The 19,050-nt window shown below is 55.8% G+C and carries 13 protein-coding genes and 1 pseudogene; 4 read left to right on the forward strand and 10 right to left on the reverse strand.

Going from position 1 to position 19,050, the window contains the following annotated elements:
* Nucleotides 1–213: pseudogene (locus GSP01_RS02110) on the forward strand (hypothetical protein); the annotation flags it as partial.
* A gap of 103 nt (nt 214–316) precedes the next feature.
* Here the strand turns inward: GSP01_RS02110 and GSP01_RS02115 are convergent.
* From GSP01_RS02115 to GSP01_RS02125, 3 genes are read right to left on the reverse strand one after another with little or no spacing between them, the layout of a single operon-like run.
* Entirely contained in the window at nt 317–1,519 is a 1,203-nt protein-coding gene (locus GSP01_RS02115) for a glycosyltransferase family 4 protein (protein ID WP_141350212.1), read from the reverse strand.
* 6 nt (nt 1,520–1,525) lie between these two features.
* Nucleotides 1,526–2,896 (reverse strand): capsule biosynthesis protein, encoded by a 1,371-nt coding sequence (locus tag GSP01_RS02120; RefSeq protein ID WP_228123720.1) that lies wholly within the window; start codon nt 2,894–2,896, stop codon nt 1,526–1,528.
* Nucleotides 2,893–4,578: a capsular polysaccharide export protein, LipB/KpsS family gene (locus GSP01_RS02125; RefSeq protein WP_141350214.1), complete on the reverse strand. Its 1,686-nt coding sequence runs from the start codon at nt 4,576–4,578 to the stop codon at nt 2,893–2,895. The genes GSP01_RS02120 and GSP01_RS02125 overlap by 4 nt, the downstream gene beginning before the upstream one ends.
* Nucleotides 4,579–4,746: 168 nt before the next feature.
* On the opposite strand from GSP01_RS02125, the gene GSP01_RS02130 reads away from it, so the two are divergent.
* On the forward strand, nt 4,747–6,210 hold the full coding sequence (locus tag GSP01_RS02130) for an LTA synthase family protein (protein WP_141350216.1): 1,464 nt from the start codon (nt 4,747–4,749) through the stop codon (nt 6,208–6,210).
* Nucleotides 6,211–6,686: 476 nt separating this feature from the next.
* On the opposite strand, the gene GSP01_RS02135 is transcribed toward GSP01_RS02130, so the two are convergent.
* Entirely contained in the window at nt 6,687–9,275 is a 2,589-nt protein-coding gene (locus GSP01_RS02135) for an MMPL family transporter (protein ID WP_141350218.1), read from the reverse strand.
* Nucleotides 9,276–9,355: 80 nt separating this feature from the next.
* Between GSP01_RS02135 and GSP01_RS02140 the strand changes: the two genes are divergently transcribed.
* Both GSP01_RS02140 and GSP01_RS02145 read left to right on the forward strand, forming a co-directional pair.
* Nucleotides 9,356–9,943: an IMPACT family protein gene (locus GSP01_RS02140; protein WP_141350220.1), complete on the forward strand. Its 588-nt coding sequence runs from the start codon at nt 9,356–9,358 to the stop codon at nt 9,941–9,943.
* A gap of 99 nt (nt 9,944–10,042) precedes the next feature.
* The gene (locus tag GSP01_RS02145; RefSeq protein ID WP_141350222.1) at nt 10,043–11,734 is read left to right on the forward strand and encodes an alginate export family protein; all 1,692 of its coding nucleotides are present in this window, start codon (nt 10,043–10,045) and stop codon (nt 11,732–11,734) included.
* Nucleotides 11,735–11,740: 6 nt separating this feature from the next.
* Here the strand turns inward: GSP01_RS02145 and GSP01_RS02150 are convergent, their stop codons facing one another.
* The 6 genes from GSP01_RS02150 to GSP01_RS02175 form a co-directional block, all read right to left on the reverse strand.
* Complete coding sequence (locus GSP01_RS02150; protein WP_141350224.1) at nt 11,741–13,705, reverse strand: glycosyltransferase family 4 protein; 1,965 nt, start codon at nt 13,703–13,705, stop codon at nt 11,741–11,743.
* Nucleotides 13,706–13,725: 20 nt separating this feature from the next.
* A complete protein-coding gene (locus GSP01_RS02155) occupies nt 13,726–15,537 on the reverse strand; it encodes a Hint domain-containing protein (RefSeq protein WP_228123721.1) in 1,812 nt (603 codons plus the stop codon).
* Between the two features lie 176 nt (nt 15,538–15,713).
* Complete coding sequence (gene radA / locus GSP01_RS02160; protein ID WP_141350226.1) at nt 15,714–17,114, reverse strand: DNA repair protein RadA; 1,401 nt, start codon at nt 17,112–17,114, stop codon at nt 15,714–15,716.
* A gap of 112 nt (nt 17,115–17,226) precedes the next feature.
* A complete protein-coding gene (locus GSP01_RS02165) occupies nt 17,227–17,433 on the reverse strand; it encodes a hypothetical protein (RefSeq protein WP_141350228.1) in 207 nt (68 codons plus the stop codon).
* The gene (locus tag GSP01_RS02170) at nt 17,430–18,230 is read right to left on the reverse strand and encodes an ABC transporter ATP-binding protein (RefSeq protein WP_141350230.1); all 801 of its coding nucleotides are present in this window, start codon (nt 18,228–18,230) and stop codon (nt 17,430–17,432) included. Before GSP01_RS02170 ends, GSP01_RS02165 begins: the two co-directional genes overlap by 4 nt.
* The gene (locus GSP01_RS02175) at nt 18,227–19,012 is read right to left on the reverse strand and encodes an MlaE family ABC transporter permease (RefSeq protein WP_141350232.1); all 786 of its coding nucleotides are present in this window, start codon (nt 19,010–19,012) and stop codon (nt 18,227–18,229) included. The genes GSP01_RS02170 and GSP01_RS02175 overlap by 4 nt, the downstream gene beginning before the upstream one ends.
* Between the last annotated feature and the right edge of the window lie 38 nt (nt 19,013–19,050).

The raw sequence follows: 19,050 nt of genomic DNA on the forward strand, positions 1-19,050 counted from the left end.
TGCGGCCTGCACAAGACGCCCTACAATTGTTGGAAACGCCGGGACGCCCTGAAAGAGAAAAATATAAACCCCTGCATGCTAGGGCGGAAATTTCGACGAAAACCAGTCAAATACGACCAGAGAAAATATAAACGCCGTAATTTCATCGAAATTATGTTCGGCCGCCTTTTTTCAGCCATCTGCCTCGCATTAAACCTCATCTTTTGGCTATGAGGTTTGAGTCTAATAGAAATTATTTAAAAATATGAAATCAAAATTTTGCATAATCAAACCCTATATAGAATAATTTTCGATAATAAATATTGGTTTATATAAACTAATTGAATAATTTAAAATCACAAACAGCATTCAAGGTCTTAAAAATACTATTTTCCCACGTAAATGGCTTCCAATAATTAATACGCTGAATTTGATCTCTGCGACGTGCACTGTTCGTCGTGTAATCTAGAATGGCTTCTATCCAAGCAGGACCATCCAAAGGATCCAGATAATCTGCAATGCCGGCTCCCACTTCTCGGAGCACGGGGATGTCGGAGCACAATACCGGTACACCAAAGGAAAAAGCTTCCGCGAGCGGTAATCCAAAACCTTCAGAGAAAGTCGGAAACAGCAGAGCCCGACAATTTTTCAGGAGATGAATAACATCCTGATCCGGGAGTTCATTATACTCTAGGACGTGTCCTTTCAGAGAAGGGCAACGATCTAAAAGATCAACGATATTTTCATTTTCCCACCCTCGTTTGCCAATGACAACCAGAACAGGTGCTCTGTTTCCCAACTGTTCAGCCAGGCGACGCCAGGCCTGCAATAATAGCAGGTGATTTTTCCGGGGCTCAATTGTGCTCAAGCAGACAAAATAAGGCCGTGAAGGACATGCCAGTGTTGGGGGCAGTAGGTCTTCTTCTTTCTTTACATTAACACCCAGAGGAACCAGGCCAATAGGAAGCTGCCGAGAATGCTTTTCCATATAAGGCATGAAGGCATCGCGCACAGCATGCGATGGAAAAATGATACCCGCTGCATAATCAAGAATGGTTTGTACCCGCACGGCGTGCCGGTTCGGTTCACCGGGACGCGCATATTCAGGGTATTCCAAAGGAATAAGGTCATGCAGGATAGGCACAAATTTCGCGCCTGTACGCTTGAGAATATTTTTGATTACCCTGGGGCGCGTCAGATGATGATGAGACACCAAGATATGAACCATATGGGGCTTTTTCGGGAGTGGAGAATAAAGGATTTTTCTCCTTATCTTTCTCTTTAGGCGTGATGCCGATGTAGAGACAGTAGAGCCCCCCCATTTTGCAGCAAGCGCTTCGATCATCTCCTTAGCCAACGGTGTCGGAATACCGCCTGCAATTCCTACAGGATGCATGGCGCAGAAATAACTCTGTTCTCGTTTGTGTGTCAGAAGATACTGGGCATAGGACAGTTCGACCCGATCTATTCCTGTAGGAACAGCGTAATCTGCGCGCGCCAGAAGGCGGGAAATATCCAGAAGATACGAAATCGAGGCCATGTCAGTTCAAAAGCCTTCTACAATATCCGCCAACTTTGCTGACAGCGAAAGGATAGGACGCCTCATGCAGTCCCATGCGGCTACATTCGGCCCATTAGTCTTACAGGCTTCACGAAATTTGATGGGACAGTGTCTCTGAAGACGGTTGACCACTCCATCAACGAGCGTTTCAAGCCCTTCTTCAGAAAAAAAGCCTCCCGGAACCAGACAATATTCTATCAATACGCGCCGAAAAGCCATGAATATCTCAGGATCTGGACCTTTGGGAGATGTCCAGAATGTATCCAGACCATCCTGATGAGTAATTCCTGGAATATTATAAACGGCCTGCCCAAGCGTAATCACTGGAATATTTTCGGCAACCGCCAGCGTTCCTGTCGTACTGTTGATGGTCACCACTCCTTGAGCGCCTCTGACCATCACCGCAATATCACCACGCTCGACATAACCCACACGTTGGATAACGCCATATTTTCTGGCAATCCGACCGACTATACGGCGCCAGTCATAGATGCCGTTATCCAACGGATGCTCTTTGATGATAAGGCGCATATCCAAGGGGGCGGACGTCGCAAAGGAAGCGATAACCTGTTCGATCGCATCCTCAATGCCATTAAAGCCGGAATGCAGACGCACTTGCGCATCCGCATTCAGTTGAAGTGGAAACAGCATATAAGGCGCCTTGCTTGCCGACAGTCGACGAAGCACCTCTTCACTGCGCTGGATTGCAGCCTTGCGGTCAGAAAGCCTTCTGAGCCAACCTACCCCCTCGGTCAGCGGATGCCAGGGGCGATGATTGGTCCAGTGAGGATAATGCCATCGGGACAAAATATCCGCAGTATTATACGCAATTCCTTCCATGGCTCGTCGGCGAAACGAAGATGGCACCGGATAATGGGGCTCAGGCTCTGGCAGATGTGCGGCTTCGTTCAGGTAATATTCCGGATCCTGTGGCAGTTTGGAATGACCGTTAACCCCCCCCAGTTCCAGAGTAACCCAGTCTGGCCGCAGATAACCTTCTTCAAATACATGAACGGGCACATGCAGTTCGCGGCATAGTTCGAGTGCTGCGGCATGATGGGGACGACAGTCACCAAAAAGGAGAACATCCGTAATTTCGTTGCGGGCAATAAAATCCCGTAGATAGGCTGGCCATTCTTCCAGGGAGCGGCAGTAATCCGTAGCGTTCGGTAATCTCCAGAAAAGCCGGTCGCCGCCATTGAAATGGATTTTGTGAACGCCGTAACCTTCTTTCAGAAGTCCGCTGCCCACCCTTTCAAAGAAAGGGCCCATCAGTCCTTGAAGCAAAAGAAAACGTCGTGTTTCTAGCTTTGGTTCAGGAGTGGCACCCATCGAAATGTTCGGATCTAAAGTCATTTACTCTTTCTTACAGACGATGACACCAGATGGGCCACATGCTTGTGTAGTCTTCCCTGCACCCTTCTAAGTTGAGTTACAAGACTGGGCTTCCATAACTCCGGCTGTGAAAGACGCTCAATCAGAATTTCAGGTCCGCATGGCAAAAGGGTGACCGGATCAAGGTAGCACGGATATAATATTAACGTAGCTGCCACGAGCTCTTCGAGTGAGAGCTGGCGGCCACGTCTGGCAAGGGGGGGGGCTACATCCTCTGTCAGCCCCCATCCCGCATAGAAGGGTTGCCCGTAAGTCACAACGGACCGCTTCCTCAACAGAGCTTCAAAACCCGCAAGCGACGTCATGGTGTGCACTTCGTCCACGCAGGAAATCAGGGCCGTCATGGAACCACCACGCTGTATTTCGTTCGCATAGAGAAGTACAATATCGTCAGGTACATGGCCTTTGCGATGTCCTGCATCCACGTCCGGATGAGGACGAAAAAGAATATATGCTTCGGGATTACGTTGCCGCACGACTTTCAGCAGGGAAAGATTGTCCGCAATTTCCGAACAACCCAGACGAATCGAAAGGTCATCTCCCACCTGACCGGGAACAAGAAGAATTCTCTTTCCTGCCGGGATATCCTGACAAAATCCGGTGGGGGGCGATGCACCGTATTTCGAGATATTCCGTTCGACCAGCACCTTCATCAGCGCTGTCGCGCGGACACGCAGGGTTTCCGTGAACTCTGTGCTGCTCAAAAGGCACTCGAGATCGCTGCAGCGTGAGGGATCAAAATAGATCCCCCGTTGATCCAGAACAATGGAAGAGGGCGGAAGCAGATCACTGCCCAGGCCAATAGATCGGAGGAAACCGTCTTCCACCTTGGCAACAGGAATATTTGCTGCAGCCGCAAGCCTGAACAGGCCCCGAGGCACGCGGCTAACCCAGACAGCGATGCCCCTGCTCCGTCTTTCTGCAGACAAAATCGCCGCAAAACTCCGGGAGCGGAAAACAACAGGGAGGCCAGAGCCTTCAAAAAACTGCCTGATCCGGCGACGCTTCCACCAGGCCATTCCTACACAGACGGCCAGTGAACGCTTTTGCAGCCACGCTCTTTTGGCATCAGAGACGATGTCCACCATCGTCACAAAATCAACCTGCTTCCCTGTAAACGGACTGGTCCATTTGATCCCTTCTGCCAGCCAGCTCATCGCCTGGCTTGTAGAGAAGCTTTCAAACGTATCCTGCGGGTTCAGGAGTTTTACGGGTCGACCATATACCACCCCCAGCAGCGTCAGGTCGTCTGGTTCGCTTCCCCATACTGCTGCACAGCGGCTCAGAAGATCATGGGGCTCACTGGGATGGGAAAAAACTACATTTTCATGTCGGAATGCCGGTAGATCTTCACCCTCGGGCATAAGGACACAGATGGTCTGCCCTGAATATTTCTCCAAAATGGCCTGAACGATTTTCCGTGTCTGTTCCCAGTCATCACTGCCAGAAACAAGGTGATCGAATTGCCCTTTCCTAGGGTCGGCCGGCAGCCAGAAGGCACCACCGAGTTTTTCTGTCCGCAGCATCTGGACAAGAGCGGCATCAGTCGTTCTTTTCTCAGAAAACGAACGCCAATCCCGAACCGGACGTCCTAGCGACGGAACATCCAGCGTCAATGGCGGGGGAATTCTCAGAAAGGTCATTAAAAAGCGGCCGACTTCCAAAGATCAGGACGATGAATGATATGAAACCATCCAATAATATATCCTATGGAAAAAGAAAAATCTCTCAACGCATCTTGTGGAATAATGGTGACTATCACTAAGATGGAAGCCGGTAAGTTCTATCACACTTAAATGAAATAACAATACGTGTCAGAATATTTTATTGTAACAATAAGTCTATTTTTATTTAATTTAATTATTGATTCTGTAAATTCATCGAAATTTCTGAGTTTTTCAAAATTAACCCCAAGAACTATTATTATATCAACCACATTCGGTTTTTTTCTTTTTCTGGTGGGAAGCCCTTGGCTTGCGTTCGCGCTTACCACGTTACTCACGTCCCTTTTAACCATGGCATCCATTTTAAAATGCCGGGTGCTGGGAGAACCCCTAATTTTCAGCGATCTCGCTGTCGCAGCATCCTTTCTGCGTTATCCACGATTTTATGTGGATGCCGTCCCTAAATTTCTTAGAATAATTATAATATTTGCAATCATTTGCGTTCCAGTGATGGTGTATTTTGTGATCAAGGCTGATTTGCCGCCCTATTCTCACCGGATAGGGATGATCATAATGATTTTATCTGGTTCGGTATTGGCTTTTTTGTGGAAAAAAAGTTGGTCAACTACATTGATGACTACTCCAGATCTTTTTTCTGATGTCAAAAATTATGGGTTAATTGCAACACTTTTCTTTTATTTCTTGCGCTGGCGCCGTGAAAGGCCCACTGCTCCTCTCAAAAAATCTTCTTCCTGTATCCCGCCGGATATAGAATTACTGATTATTATTCAGTGTGAGTCTTTTGCCGATCCGGTGTCTCTCAGTACTCAACACCCACTTCCTCCCTTAGCTAGCCTGAATCGTCTTCAGAAAGAGGAGGGCAATACAAGAACTGGACAACTCGACGTGAGCGGATTTGGCGCCTACACAATGCGCACGGAATATGCCGTGCTGTTTGGGCAGGATGAGAAAAGTCTCGGGTTCCGATACTTTGACCCGTTCCTGACAGCGGATCGCAACATGTCTTATGCGCTACCCAACCGTCTCTCTTCTTTTTTCGAAGAAAGAATTTTTTTACACCCTCACGACCTGCGTTTTTATAACAGAACTCAACTCATGCCCCGGATGGGATTTACAAAACTCATCTCTACGGAAGCATTTTCTGAAGACGATTTTTGCGGCTCCTATGTAGGAGATATCGCGCTCGGAAAGAAAATTAGTGAGATTATTGAAAAAACATCTCAAACAACCCAGATAATCTACGCTGTGACCATGGAAAACCATGGTCCCTGGAAGCCGGTCGATGGCATCGATTATAAAGACCCACTCGAAATCTACGATTTCCATGCCCGAAACAGCGATATTTTGCTCGATATGCTTGATCAGAAGCTTTCGGTATTAGGAAAAAAAGCTGTACTTGCATTCTTTGGGGATCATCGCCCCTCCATCCCAGGTTATAATTCACCAGAGGGAAGTAAATCCACGCCATTCGTTATAAAAACATATCATTCATCGGCCGACTTTGATTTTCCCCAAGGAATTCACCTCACTCCAGCAGAGTTTTCCGAAAAAATAATCCGCTCTCTTGGAAAATCATTCAGGCCTTCATAAAGCAGAATGCATATTGATTGTTACTTGTCTTCCCGGGTACCATGATCTGACGTTATTTCAGGTACAGATAGAACGGGATGATCCCGAAAATTGCCCAGTCGATCATCAAGGATGAACGGAACCTGATGGGCGAAGAGCGCGCCATGCTGGGCACGGCGCATTATGTCGCGGGTTTCATCCTCCTTCGGCGCTAGGCTCAGGCTTCATAGGCAGAACATAACGGTTGCAGGATGGTGGACTTGGAGGGATCGAAGAGCCGTTAATTGATGTGCCTTGGTTCTAATTTTTGGTTTTTGACGATTTGATTGACGGTTCTTTGGGGTGGTGTCGATGGGGTGGTGTCGATCTGTGTTTTGAGCAGATCCGGGAAGATCAACCGCTGCATGGCTAGGTGCTCGCATTGACCCGTTCCGGAAAGAGGAAGCGACGCATATTGTAAACGATATTGGCTAGACCGATCCTCATGGTGGCCTGGGTCAGGCTTCGTCGATCGGACGCTTGGGCAGCAGGGCCGGGACGAAGACCATCGTGCAGAGCAGCGTGCAGCCGAGCGACATCAGCAACAGCCGCCCCATGCTTGCCGTGCCCGGATGGCCGGAGCTCGCCAGCGAGCCGAAAGCCGTGGCGGTCGTCAGGGCTGAAAACAGCACCGCCCTTGCCGTGGGAGAAGTCAGTGGTCCCTTCACGCCCTCACGCCAGTTCATGACAAAATAGATGTTGAACGACACACCCACACCCAGCAGTAGTGGCAGGGCGATGATGTTGGCGTAGTTCAGCGTCTCTGGCACCGTGACGACCAGAATGACCGTCAGCAGGGCGGACATCATCAGCGGCGCCATGACGAGGGCTGCATCCAGCAGGCGGCGCAGGACCACCAGCAGGATGATGGCAATCATGATGAGCGCACAGATGGCCGCAACAGTGAAGGCATGGACGATCGTGTTGGCGCTCTCTGTGATTTCCATCGCAGGGCCGGCGACGTTCGGATTGACTGAGCGTAGCTCCTTGACGAAGCGGTGCAGCACCGGCGTTTCGGACATCTGACCTTTGGGATGGATGGTCAGACGGGCACGACCATCCGGCAGGACATAGTCCTGACGCACATCCTGCGGGATGTTCTCCATCGTGACCGGCGTCGGCTGGAGCGCGGTACGCAGCATCGACAGTTCGTCTGGCAGGAAGCGCGTCAGGGACGTGCTCGCCTGAAGCAGCGTGCTGTCCTGAGCCGTCGAGAGTGTGTGTAGGGCCTGACGGATCTTTTCGAGTGGAGTGGGGAGCTGATCCTTCACGGCATCGAGCTTCTGCGCGGCCGTAACAGCAGCGGCGCGGATAGCCGCGGCGTCTGGTGCGGGTGCAGGATTGGCCACCGTGATGGTCGGCAGCAGGATGGAGGCCGTGTCCTCGATCATGGCCAGCTTGGTCTTCTGGTCATCGGGGACCAGAGCGCCGAGCCAGAGCACGTCATTTACGCTTGGCAGCTTCGAGAACGCTGCGGCCTGTCGGGCGGCTTCCGTCAGGTTCGGGGTCAGGACCTGTGCGCTGTAAGGCGTGGTGAGCGGGTTGGCTTCCAGCAAGTGCAGGGCGCGCATACCCTCGGTATTCGGGTCTTTCGTGTGAAGCGGATCGGCGTCAAACTTCAGGAGTGGCATAAGGGCCAGCCCCACAATTCCCAGAAGCGCGAAGACGCCGACAACCTTGTGGCGCTTGTGGCGCAGGAATGCATCGGCGGGAGCCATGAAGGCAAAACCCGGGGTACCATTGCCCAGTTTCGCATGGAAAATGGATAGCAGGGCCGGCAGCAGCGTCATGGTGCAGAAGAAGGCGATCAGCATGCCGAAGCCTGCGATCAAGCCGAGTTGCGCCACACCAATGAAGCTTGTGGGGTAGAATGCCAGGAAGCCTGCGGCTGTCGCTAGGGCCGCGACAAGGATCTGTGCGCCGCTTTCCTGCCCCGTTAAGATGATGGCGTCATGCAGGGACGGGTGCGAGCCGTCCGGATTGCGCTGTCCGCGCAGGCGGACACTGTACTGAATGGCGAAATCAACCGCGATGCCAACGAACAAGATCGCGAAGGCCACCGAGATCAGGTTCAACTCACCCACCGCCAGAGCGGCAAAGCCGGTCGTCAGCAGCAGGCCGCTGATGAGGGTCAGCAGGATCGGAAGAATGACGCGCGGGGAGTGGACTGCAAGGATCAGCCACACGGCGACTAGAACCAGTGAAATGATGAGCCCCAGCACCATGCCATGTGCGACAGTGGAGAACTCCTCATCCGACAGCTTCACCTCGCCCGTGATGATGCCGGTGGCCTGCTTCGTCTTCACGAATTCAAGGTTGTTGATCGCCTGGCGCATGGCGGTCGTGGCGCCTTCGCCCGGCTGGAAGGAACTGTAGTCAAGTTTTGGCTGCGTGACGACGAACTCGTAGCGTGAGCCCAGTTCCGCCAGCTTGCCGATCAGAAGATTCTGCCAGGACATATCCTGCGGATGACCGTCTGCGGCCTGTGTCAGGGAGGTTGCGAAGCCGTCCAGAGCGCCGTTAAAGCCGCTGGGGATGCCCTGACCGGCCTTGATGCCCTCACCGATCAGGCCCAGAGCGCCGAACAGGCCGCGTGCAGATGGATCGGCGGCGAGTGTGCCGAGGAAAGGCTGGGCAGAGACGATCGAATCCAGTAGCGGCTCCAGATCCTTCGTGTCGAGGAACAGGAAGCCGTGGCTGTTATAGAAGGCGTTGTCGCCGGGCAGGCTGACCGTCTTGAAATGCGTGTGGTCCTGACTGAGCGTCGCGGCGAGCTGTCGCGCCGCCATGCGTCCCTGTTCGGGAATGCGGCTGTCGAGGATGGCAACAAGCTGGTTGCTGTCCTGAGGGAACAGGCGCGTCAGCTCCATGCTCCGCTTTTTCCACGGCAGACTGTTGGCAAACATTTTGCTCGTGTCAGTGGTCACACTGATGCGTGTGACACTCAGGGCAACGCTGGCGGCGCAGAGCAGTGCGAACAGCGCCAGAACAAGGGGCGCACGACGCGCGCAGACGGCATTGAGCCGACCGGTCAGATCCGAAAACATGGGGCCTACCCTTAACAGAACGGGCAGCGTTTCCCTACCCCACCCTGACATTTCAGCGATCCTGATGCAGAAGGAAAGCCATGACATGGACTTTGCCCGGCCTCGCGACCTACGAAAGTGTGATTAAGAACAGTGTTTTCCGGGCTTCCGCAGCTCCTGTGGAAGACGAAGCCGCCGCCATGGCCTTCTTTCGCGAAGTGGCTGTTCTCGATGCGACCCATAATTGCTGGGCCTTCAAAACCGGTCAGCGTTTCCGGTGCAGCGATGACGGAGAGCCGGGGGGCACGGCGGGGCGGCCTATTCTGTCTGCCATCGAAGGGCAGGATTTCGACAATGTCATGATCGTGGTCACGCGTTGGTATGGCGGCGTGCAGCTCGGGGCCGGGGGGCTTGTCCGGGCCTATGGAGGCGCGGCGTCGGCCTGTCTGCGGGAAGCGGGCCGGATCGAGCGGATTGAAACCGCAAAGCTGCGGTTTCACTGTCCGTTTTCCAGCTTTGCGATGGTGGAATCGAAGATCGAGAGTTGGCGTGCGGCGCGTCTGGAATGTGATTTCGATGGGGAAGGCGCCTGGATAACGCTCGCTGTGCCTGTCGAAGAAGTGGACGCTATCACAGACTGGCTGCGGGATCTGACGCGTGGGCAGATGGACATCACGCAGCCTGATTAAGAACTAAAATAAATAGTATAAATTATTTAAAACCATTATGATTGATGTTTTTATGGCTCTGTCTAATGTTTTGCGAACCCCGTTAGGAGTTTTCAGGGCATGCCACGTCATCGTTCATACCGGAGCCGGTTCCTTCTTGCCCTGATGGTGCTTGAAGTCTGCGTACCGTGTATGGCTGTGGCGGCTCAGTCCTCGTCATCTGCCATGTCAGTGACGCAGACGCCTGTCCCGCAGACGGAGGAATGGATCCATGTTCCGTCCACGGAACGTCCGCCCATCCAGAACTATCCTCATGCCGGTGTCGTGGGGCAGCCGCGCCGTGTCGTGGCCAGCCAGAACCACGCGCCACAGGGACGGCAGGGCCCGTGGGGCGCGTTCAGCTATGGTAACGGAGAATCATCGGGCTTTGGGCCGGTGGGTCGTTATGGTGTGGCGCCCTGGGCGGAAGACTGGAGCTTTCTGCGGGACAAAAGCCGACGTGATGATCCGTTCGATCCGCTCAAGTTTATCGCCCTGAATGATGCAAAGACGATCTGGCTGTCCTTTTCCGGCGAGACGCGGCTGCGTAACTGGTACGAAGAGACGCCTTTTCTGGGAAAGAAAGGCGGCAGTAATTCCGGCCGTTTCGGCGTCAGGAACCTGTATGGCGCGGATCTGCATTTAGGTGAACATGTCCGGCTGTTCGGTCAGCTCATCAATGCTGATGCGGCTGGCTGGAAGGGGTTTGGATACAACACGACGTATCGCAAGCGGCTGGATCTTCAGCAGGCTTTCATCGAGTTCAAGGGCAAGCTGGCCGGTGCCCGGACCGGCTTCATGTTTGGCCGTCAGCAGTTCCTCGATGCGCCGTCGTATGTTTTGTATAACCGCGAAACGCCCAATGTGCCGCTATCGTGGAATGGTGGCCGGATTTATGCAATCTGGCCCAATATTCGCGTGGATGCATTCGATTTTGTCCAGACCAAAACGGACGCGACACTAATGTTTCACGATACGGAAGATGATAACACGCGCCTGTATGGCGGCGACATCACGGCCTTGGTGCCGCAGTTCTCGATCGGTAGTGAGACGGTCCACTCGTTTCTGGACATCTTCTATTACGGATACCGCTATGGCGGCAGCCTGTCAGTCGTACCGCTCGCATCGGGCTCTCTGAAGGGGACGTCCTCACGTGGGAATGTGGGTTTCCGCTGGTACGGCACCGCTGCGTCCTTCGAATATTCGTTTGGCGGGCTTTATCAGGACGGGACGTTCCAGAAATCCGGGAGCGAGCACAAGAGTGCCGTTCAGGCCTATTCGGTCAATACGATCGTGGGATACCGCCATACGCCCTCGCCTCTCCATCCGTTCATCGGCGTGCAGGCTGATCTGTATTCCGGTGGCGCCAACGGAACGGACGGCCCGGTCCAGACCTATATGGCGCCCTTTAATCCTCAGACGAATTATCTGGACACCACAACCTATATCCAGCCGTCCAATCTCGTCAGTGTTTCACCTGTTTTCAGAGTTACGCCCTGGAAAGGTTTTGCGAGTATTCAGTTCAAGGTGCCGTTTATGTGGCGTGAGAACGCGGACGGTGCGATCTGGAACTCGTCCGGCCCATATACATTCTCGAAAACCTATCACGGCGGCTATATCGGTGTGGTGCCACAGGCGTCCCTCAAGCTCCAGCTCAACCGGCACCTGACCTGGCAGATCTATGGTGCACGTTTCATGGCCTCGAATGGGCTTCACGCGGCGGGCGGCAAAAGTGGAAGCTATGCGCAGTCCAATGTCGTGTTCCGGTTCTGAGGCGTCTTAGTTCAGGACGGGCGGGTCAGATTCTGTTGCCGGAAAGATCGCTGGCAGGATGGGGGAAAGGGCGGCGATAACGGCCTGTTCCGAGAAACGGGTTTTCAGGAGCCGTCGTCCAGCCCGGACCTGTTTTCGGCCTGTTGTAGGGTCTAGAAAATTGGCAATCCGTTCTGCGAAGTCGGAGGGCGTATCTGCGATGGTAGTGCGCCATGTCGGGCTGGCCGGGTCCACCAGACCTTCGGCCGCGATCGGGGTCATGACGACGGGCAGCCCGATGGCCCAGGATTCAAGCACCTTGCCCTTGATCCCGGCACCGAAACGAAGCGGCGCCACACAGACGGAAACGTCGGCCAAAGCGTCCTGAAGGTTCGGAACGATGCCCATGATCTCCACATCTTCCGCCGACAGCGTATGGACGGCATGGGGCATGGCACTTCCGATCAGGCGGCAGCGCAGGCCTGGAATGACCTGGCGTAGGCGCGGCATGATCGTCAGGACGAGCCATTTTGCTGCGTCCAGATTGGGATCATGGGCGAAATGCCCCACGAAGGCGATGACGGGAGATTCTGGCGGTCGACGCCGTCGGGAAGAGACCGGCACGGCCCAGGGCACGACATGGACATTGGCCGTGGGCACGGTCCGTGAGAGGCGCTGCGCCTCGATGGCAGAATGCGTCAGAACAAAATCCGCCAGCCAGGCGCACATGTTTTCCCGGACTTCCAGACGGCTGGCGAACCGGTCGAGTTCGGGCCGGGATTCGACAGCGGCCTGACGGTGCAGACGCAGGGAGGCCAGATCGGCCACGCTCCAGATCAGTGTGGCAGTCGGTGCGAAGGCGCGGATCAGGGCGGAATAGCTTTCCGCATTGTTGAGGCGGTGCAGATAGACCACCTCAAGCCCGCTTCCGAGTTGCCGGAGCGCTTCTTCCGGACACGGAAAGACAGGCGGCATCAGACATTCGATGCCTTGCTGCTCCAGCCGCATGCGGTCCTTTTCGTCCGGAGAGAGGCGGGAAGCCATGAAGCAGCACCGGTAACCGAGATTCCGGATAGTATGGATATGGGACAGGATTGCGACCGAACCGGCATCCCGCTCGGGATCGGGAGCGCGGTCATCAATGAAGAGGGCGACGGGACGTGGGGCGATCGTCTGCGCCGGATCGGTGTTGTCTGCTTCCGTGAGGTGAAGACGCTGTGCCTGCCGGACCTCTTCGCGCTCACGTATCGCTGTCAATTCTGCGGCGTCCCGTATCCTGAGGCGCTCGGCTTCGTTTACGAGGAATGTCAGGGCGTCCGCCCGTTCCCGTGGCGCATCCAGTCCGCGCAAAATACCGGAAAAATGGGTTTTCAGATCCGCAGACAGGCTGGCTGTGCCCGGGATTGTGAAGGGTGTGCCGAAACGCTCCTCGCCATGTCGGAGTTCGATTACGTGATCCGTTAGCGGATCGATCGGGGATGAAAACACATGATGGAAACCATGCCGTCCTGTTCCAAAACCTGCGTCCCGCAGGTCCGCACGGAAACGGTTGGCGGCGATGCGTCCGGCGGGTTGTCCGTCCACCCGGACCGTCAGCCAGACGGTCCGGTCCAGGCAGACCTCATCCCGAACCCACCCTGCAATGTGATACCGATCCGCCACGTCGAACGCGCCCACCAGCGATGAGGGCAGGGGCGGGATGCGGACCGGCGAACCGGTCAGTGGGCGGCCTTCCCGTGTATCGGTGAATTCGACCAGCGCGCCTTCATGCGGTAGCGGAACCGGCCAGACTTTCTGAAAGGCGTGGTTTCCGTGCCATTCCTCGCCGTGCAGATCGGCCCTGAAATGATCAGCATCGACTTCGTCCACCAGTTCGCCGTCAACATGGACCTGAATACGGACCGGCATGTCCGGACACGCTGGTTCGAGGGCCCATCCGGCAAACTGGTCGCGGTTACAGACATCGACATAGCCGACAAGGGAGACGGTCAAGGTGCAGGGTTTCCTAAGGTTCAGGCCGCTGCGCCGGTCGGAGCCCTATCGTCATGGGCTGGAGCAGAAGAACAGAGACGGCGGTGGATGGCTTCCAGTTCGCCCCCCCCTTCGAGGCGGGGAGCACAGTACCGGGGCGTCCGGTCTGGCGCGTCAGGGTAAAGGGTCCTGTACTCTCCGGCATTGTGGAACATGCCACGCGATCCATCGTCGAGAAAACTTTCAGATGGCGCGCCTTCTGCCAGCAGAAGATCATGGCTTTCAAGTTCGATATGAATGTAGCGGATCGTCTCCGGACGTTCGATCTGGATAATCGATGTGCCGTTCACGAGATGAAGAGCGGGGACCAGGAACCCGTCGATGAACATGGCATGCAGAGGGGAGATCATCAGGTCCCGTCGGGGCAGCCCGTTCGTTAGGGCTCCGGCCCGGATCAGGATCGGCAGGACGTCGCGGTTGCCATAGGCGAAGAGGGGATCATAGGCGCGGCGCCCGATCCAGTGTACCGGGCGGATCTGACCATCCGCAGTCAGGACGGGATCGCCGATTTCCAGATCTTCCACCGGTCGCTCCCCGTCCGGCGTCGCAATCAGGGTTCCGGGGCAGTAACAGGGCGTTCCGAAACCCATTTCGAGGTAATTTCCAGATGCCGCACGCGTGAAGTAGAGCGGGGATGTGAAATCTCCTGCGATTTCCACCTCTTCGATGACCGTCCCGGCGGATAACACTTCCAGCATGGCCTGGGGCGTGTCTCCCGACTGCACGGTTTCGGGTACAACCGTGCCGGAGACGTTGGAATATGAGTTGTCTACTCCAGCGAAAACGAAGGCTGCCCCGGTTTCGACCTGTACCGGGTTCTCAATAGTGGTCCCGCTCTCAATGGAAATCGTGCCACCGTTGTTGACCGAGATGTCGGAAAGGGTGCTTCCGCTGAGAGCCGAGACTTCGCCGCCGCTTGAAATGGCCACTGTACTGGCGGAGCCGCCGACAATCAGGATGCCGTTATCTTCGACTGTAACGTTGTAGGTTGCACCATTGACGATCTGTTCGCCGAAACACGGAACGGTTGCCGTCGTAAAAGGCCAGTTTTGCTGGACGACCTGAATGGAAGTTCCATCCAGGGTTGTATCGGTGGCTGTAGCGCCGCTTTGAATGGTGGAAAAACCGCCGCCATTGATTGTCGTGCCGCTGATAGAACCGCCGCTTTCCACCGTCTGGATGGCTGAGGCATAGCTTCTTGAATTTACTATATCGAGCGGGGAGAGAGGGTCCCCGCTGGTGACGAAAGGAGTTCCTGTCAGGATCGTCCCCTGTGCGGAGCCTCCAGCCTCAATGATCTGTTCCGCCTGACGTGGGCCAGACATAACCGGATACTGTGTGAAGTAATCGTAGTCTGCCGAAATCGTTGTATCGATCGCCATACCACCCGACTGGACAATCTGGGTGCCCTGATGGGCGCTCTGCGAGATCTGGTCCGGAGCGCCTTCGACCAAGGTATGCAGCGCTGAGCCGGAGACTAGTTCTGTTCCGCCCACAACCGTCGCAGAAAATACAGTTGCACCATTCTCTATAAGGGCAATGCGGTTGTTGCCGATCGACAAGTTTTGAATGGTGCCACCGCTGGTAATAGCTGCTCCCGTGACGGAAACCGTTGTGACTTCCCGACCGTCCGTTAGGCTGACACTGTTGACGGCCCCTTCAATGGTCGCTGTTCCGCCGTCCTGAACAAGGATGGATGTTATCGAAGTGTCGGTGGGAAAGGTGGCGGACTGTCCACTGCTGATGGTTTGCTGGGTGCTACTGCTTGCTGAATAATCATTAGACGCCATCATGAGGATCCCGCCGGAATTTTAGAGGGTCTCCGGAAGTATTCCCATGAAAGATGATACGGGAGTTTTACTCAAGAGACGCAGAATATACGCAAATATATCCTGAGAGACTTTGTGAGTGTCGAAAATAAAACGTTAAAAACTCGTCTTTAAGCACAGGAAAAGCAAAAATTTGTGCGTTATGTGTCTTTGTCGGCAAACAGTCCGACCAGGTCCGTCAGATGTCCGATCTCACGCAGTTTCAGTCCTGCGGGTGGTTTGACCCGGGCTGAGGCTGCCGAAACGCGTCGGGGCAGGATTGCTTCGCCAAAGCCCAGTTTGGCCACTTCCTTCAGGCGTAGATCGGCCTGACTGACCTGTCGGATCTCACCCGACAGGCCCACCTCGCCAAAATAGGCGGCGTTGGGGGATGTGGGTGTGCCCGTGGCTGCGGAGACAAGTGCCGCCGCCACAGCCATATCAGCCGCTGGTTCGTTGACCCGCAGCCCGCCGGCGATGTTGAGATAGACATCCATATTGGCGAGTTTGAGCCCGCAGCGGGAATCGAGCACGGCCAGAAGCATGTTCAGTCGTGAGGTGTCCCAGCCCACAACCGCACGGCGGGGTGCGCCATCGCCTGCTTTTGGTGACAGCAGAGCCTGAATCTCCAGCAGGACGGGGCGCGTACCTTCCAGCCCGGCAAACACGGCTGACCCCGCGATATTGCCGCGTCGTTCCGCGAGGAATAGCGCAGACGGGTTGGGGACTTCGGTCAGGCCGATATCGGTCATGGCAAAGACGCCGATCTCGTCCGTCGCGCCGAAGCGGTTCTTGGCCGCGCGCAGGATGCGGAACTGATGTCCGCGGTCGCCTTCGAAATACATGACCGCATCGACCATGTGTTCCAGCACGCGTGGCCCTGCGAGGGACCCTTCTTTCGTAACGTGCCCGATCAGGATCAGTGCGAAGCCGAGCGTTTTGGCCAGTCGGATCAGCTCAAACGCACTCGCCCGGACCTGTGAGACCGAACCCGGAGAGCTTTCCACGCTTTCCAGCCACATCGTCTGGATGGAGTCGATCACCACGACCGTATGGGCCCTGTCCTGCTCAAGTGAGCCCACAATCTCGCCGACATTGATCGAAGCCGCGAGATCCAGCGAGTCCAGCATTTTCGGGTCGCGGTCCAGCCCTAGTCGCTGGGCGCGTATGCGGATCTGGTCCACCGATTCTTCGCCCGAGACATACAGGACGCGATGCCCCGACCGCGCCAGAGCGCAGGTCGTCTGGAGCATCAGCGTGGACTTGCCGATGCCCGGGTCACCACCAACCAGCACAACGGAAGCCGGGACGAGACCGCCGCCCAAAACACGGTCCAGTTCGGCAATGCTGGTCGTGATGCGCGGGGGCGGACGGGTTTCGCCATCCAGCCGGACTGTCTGGAGACGCCCGGAACTTAGTTTTCCGGTTTTGCGGGCCGTGGGTTCAACCGTTTCCTCGACCAGCGTGTTCCACTCACCGCAGGCTTCGCATCGGCCATTCCATTTCGGATAGGTGGCGCCACAGTTCTGGCAGACATATCGCGTGGTCGGCTTTTTGGCCAAGGCAGATCTCACTTTGCAGGCAGGAACGGAGCACCCCCCGATATAGGGAGCGCCTAGATGTTGATCCAGAAGGGATCAAGATCCCTGCCGACTCCGGGTAGATCCCGGATGCCTACTTGCCGGTCCGCAGGATCAGGCGTGCCAGAATGCGGGACACCATGATGATGAGCAGAAAGCCCAGTAGCTGGATCAGCATGTTCGGATGAGCTGGCGGGTTACGGAACATGATGAACAGCAGTGGCAGGGCGATCAGATAGCTCAGCCCGATGCGCTTCCAGACGATAGGATCGGTTTTTGGGAAACGGGGCAGGAGGCTCATTTGCGCAGCTCCATGGTGATGGGGCCTTCGCGTCGGCCATGGGTGAATTGATCGACCATGGCATTGCCGGAATTCATGAGTTCGGAGGCGTCCCCCTGCCAGATCAGCTGTCCGCGATAGAGCATGGCCGCACGGTTCCCGATCCGCTGGGCCGAGGCCATGTCATGGGTGATGGCAATGGCGGTGGAGCCGAGCTTCTGTACGCAGTCCACGATCAGCCCGTCGATGACGGCGCCCATAATCGGGTCCAGCCCGGTCGTGGGCTCGTCGAAGAACATGATGTTGGGATTGCCCGCAATGGCGCGGGCCAGACCAACACGCTTCTGCATGCCCCCCGAAAGTTCGGATGGGCTCAGATCGCCAACGGACGGGTCCAGCCCGACCTGTTTGAGCAGGTCACCAGCCATCTGGAGCGCCTGCGCGCGGGACGGGGGGGCGCCGCTGCGGTCGGAATGTTTGGCTCGGATGCCGAAAGCCACGTTCTCGCCGACGCTCATGCTGTCGAACAGGGCAGCGTTCTGGAACAGCATCCCGATCTGCCGGCGCAGGGCGTCCTGCCGGGAGCGCGAAGCCGTCAGGAGGTTTTCACCATCGATCTCGATGCTACCGGCGTCAGGTTCGATCAGGCCGAGGATGCAGCGCAGCAGGACGGATTTGCCGGAGCCGGACCCGCCAATGATGACCATGGACGTGCCGGCCTCGACATCGAGGTCCACGCCATCGAGCACGATCTTGGAGCCGAAAGCCTTGTGCAGGCCCCGGATGCGGATCTTAGGAGTGCTTAGGGGAGTGCTCATTGTGAGAAGAACAGGTCCGTCAGGAGATAATCGAACAGCAGCAGCAGGATGGATGCGCCCACAACAGCGGCTGTCGTGGCCGAGCCTACGCCCTCTGCGCCTCCCCGGCTGTTATAGCCGTTGTAGCAACCCAGAAGCGCGATCAGAAATCCGAACACTGCCGCTTTGACGAGGCCCACGACGACATCCATCGTCTTCAGCGAGTCCAGCGTGGCCGTGATGTAAGTCGAGGGCGAGAAGCCGAGCTTGGCCACCGAGACTGTGAAACCGCCCATCACGCCCAGAATATCTGCCACCAGCACAAGACAGGGAAGCGCGAGCGTCCCAGCCAGAAGGCGCGGCGTCACGAGATATTTCATCGGATCGGTGGACAGCGTGGTGAGCGCGTCGATCTGGTCGGTCACGCGCATGGTGCCGATCTGCGCAGACATAGCCGCGCCCACGCGTCCGGCGACCATCAGCCCGGCCAGAACCGGGCCAAGCTCGCGGGTCACGGCCAGGACGACGATCCCGGCAATGGCGCTTTGAATGTGATACTGCCCGAAGCCCACATAGGACTGAAGCGCGATCACTGCCCCCGAAAACAGGGCGGTGAGGGCTACGACGGGCAGGGAGAAGAACCCCGTCTCGATCAGGCTGGAGAAGAAAATCCGCCAATAAAAGGGCGGTCGCACCAGATGTGACAGAGCCTCCAGCGCGAACAGGGCGAGAGCACCTGCCTGCTTGATAAGGCCGAGAGCGGCACGGCCAAGGGCCGCTATGGGGTCAAGAACGGCATTCACCCTTCAGCCCCTACCCTGCCAGCATCCTGACGTCAAAG

Origin of the sequence: Gluconobacter sphaericus NBRC 12467 (genome assembly GCF_006539125.1) — a bacterium.
Taxonomy (GTDB): Bacteria; Pseudomonadota; Alphaproteobacteria; order Acetobacterales; family Acetobacteraceae; genus Gluconobacter; species Gluconobacter sphaericus.